Below are 2,155 nucleotides of genomic sequence, written 5' to 3'. Positions count from 1 at the left end.
TTCAGCCCGGCGATATCGCCCTGCGTGCGGATGACGTCCATCGTCTGGCCGCCAATCTCTCCTATCAACTGCGCCTGCTTGAGCCGGTTTTGCTCCTTCTGCTTGTTGAATATCGGGCTGATGCTGCCGTCGTTGGCGTTATCCGTATCACGGTTTAGCTGCGCCACATCCTGCTGCTGTTTGTCTTTGTCGCGAACTATCAGCGTACCCTCACTGACGCCGGCCTTCGTCGCGCCCTCGGCATGCCCGTTGTGGTTGGCACCCGACAGCATGCCGCCGGCCATGTTGGTCAGCAGGTCTTTGCCCACCGGTCCGCCGGTACTGAAGCTGCCGCCGCTGTGCGTCGCGCTGTAGTCCGCCTGGTTGTGGATGTCCGTCCAGCCAACGCGCCAGTTCCCACCAGAACGTCAGGAAGTTCAGCGCAAACACCACGAACGTCACGGTAATCACCATCGTTATCCTCGTGGCCGACAGCTATTTTGCCCTGGGGTTGGAAGCGCTGCTTTACCACTACTTTACGCTCAGGTGTATACCGGTGCGCTTTTTACCCGAACAGTGCAGCGGCGAGGCGCAGCTGCTCTTTCAAAGTAAGGGTGTCAGCCGCAGCAGGCAGTTTTGTCGTCAGTATCATTTGGGTCACCGGCAACGGGTTATCACCGTGCTGGACACCCCGCGGGCCCGTTATTACCAGCCGCCCCAACAGCCCTGCCTGAGCGAACAGAGTGTGATAGAGCACCACATCGGCGTAAAGGCCTTGCTGCTGGATGTTGAACGGGTGCTGGCACTCCCTGCCGAGCCCCCCCCGCACAACAGTGCCCCCGCTGCGCCCGGGCACTGACGCGACGCGAGTGGCAGGGACTGACGCTCCTGAGGTGCCAGCAGTCCGTCGGGGATATCGCCCGGCATCTGGGACTCAGTCCCAAGACGGTTTATACCTACAAACGCTGCACCATGCACAAACTGGGTTTTACCCGTAACACCGAGCTGTATCACTGGCTGATTAACGGTGGCCTGGACACTGAGAGAAAGGAAATTGCATGACTGCCCCCCACACTGCTGTTTACCGCATCACGCTACTGACCCTGTTCATCTACAGCACCTTCGCGCTGAGCGGATGCGGCGGTAAGCGCCCGGCATGACCGCAACAACCGGGAAAGCCCAACCAGACCGGGAAGCGGAGCGCCTGAGTCAATGCCAAAAAGAACTCGCCGCTCTCAAACTCATCGCGCCGGCACAACACCAGGCATTAAGCCAGGAATTTGGTTGTGTCGCGTTAACGGCGGCAAGTTAGCAAAAGGGGGGGGCCGGTTATTTAGGCAGCCAACAAATAGAATTGTTCCACGGGTGACAATCCATCATGTTGTGGATGTTGATATTGTCCTTTGCGTATCATGTGGAGCAGTTCGATCCCGGCCAGCAGCGTCTGTGCACGGCGAAACGATTTGAATCTCAGCATCTGTCATATCCGGCGTTTGATATTGCGGTGATCTTGCTCAACTAAGTTGTTCAGATACTTGCTTTGCCTGACGGTGATGCTTTCTTCAGCCGGCTTGTCGGCATTGAGCGTTGCCAGGGCGGCGGTATTGGCGCCGCTTTTATCGATCGTCACCACTTCAGGTTCGCCGTGGTGACGGATGGCCTTGCGAAAGAAACGCAGTGCGGCGGCGGCATCCCGTTTGGCGATCAACACAAAGTCTATGGTCTGCCCCGTGCTGTCGACGGCATGGTATAGATATTTCCACTGCCCTCTGACTTTGATGTAGGTTTCGTCCATGCGCCAGCGGCACCCCACGGCACGTTTATGTCGGCGAAATGCCTTATCCAGTAACGGCACCAGACGGATGACCCAACGATGGAGCATGGAATGGCCAACAACAATACCGCGCTCCGCCATCATTTCTTCCAGATTACGCAGGCTCAAGGCATAGGCCAGATACCAGCGAACACACTGGGCGATAATATCGACGGGATAATGCAGCCGCCGGAAGGCTTTTCGGATCAAGGGCATGGTCAGATTACATCATAAAAAAACAGCATGTTACCCGACACAACCCTAGGAGGAGTGCTCCTCTTCGTTGGCCTGGTATCGTGTCGCCTGCTGCTTCATAAACACCACTTCCTGTGGGCTGGACAGGCTCACTTCCTGCGCGCGCAG

Annotated in this window: 2 protein-coding genes and 2 pseudogenes; 2 read left to right on the top strand and 2 right to left on the bottom strand. The window is 57.2% G+C overall.

What is annotated here, in order from left to right; genetic code table 11:
- Positions 1 to 308: pseudogene (locus tag HMPREF3138_RS26535) on the bottom strand (hemagglutinin); the annotation flags it as partial.
- 155 nt (positions 309 to 463) lie between these two features.
- Between HMPREF3138_RS26535 and HMPREF3138_RS26525 the strand changes: the two are divergent.
- On the top strand, positions 464 to 838 hold the full coding sequence (locus tag HMPREF3138_RS26525; RefSeq protein WP_139145175.1) for a hypothetical protein: 375 nt from the start codon (positions 464 to 466) through the stop codon (positions 836 to 838).
- Positions 835 to 1,041, top strand: a complete 207-nt coding sequence (locus HMPREF3138_RS27515; protein WP_083301501.1) for a helix-turn-helix domain-containing protein — start codon at positions 835 to 837, stop codon at positions 1,039 to 1,041. Before HMPREF3138_RS26525 ends, HMPREF3138_RS27515 begins: the two co-directional genes overlap by 4 nt.
- Before the next feature lie 271 nt (positions 1,042 to 1,312).
- On the opposite strand, the pseudogene HMPREF3138_RS21955 reads toward HMPREF3138_RS27515, so the two are convergent.
- Positions 1,313 to 2,008 (bottom strand): annotated as a pseudogene (locus HMPREF3138_RS21955) (IS6 family transposase).
- Positions 2,009 to 2,155: the final 147 nt, after the last annotated feature.

Source organism: Serratia sp. HMSC15F11, from assembly GCF_001808215.1.
In the GTDB taxonomy this organism is placed as follows: Bacteria; Pseudomonadota; Gammaproteobacteria; order Enterobacterales; family Enterobacteriaceae; genus Serratia; species Serratia nevei.
The sequence above is the reverse complement of the archived record's forward strand: the minus strand, read 5'-3'. Positions and strand labels throughout refer to the sequence as shown.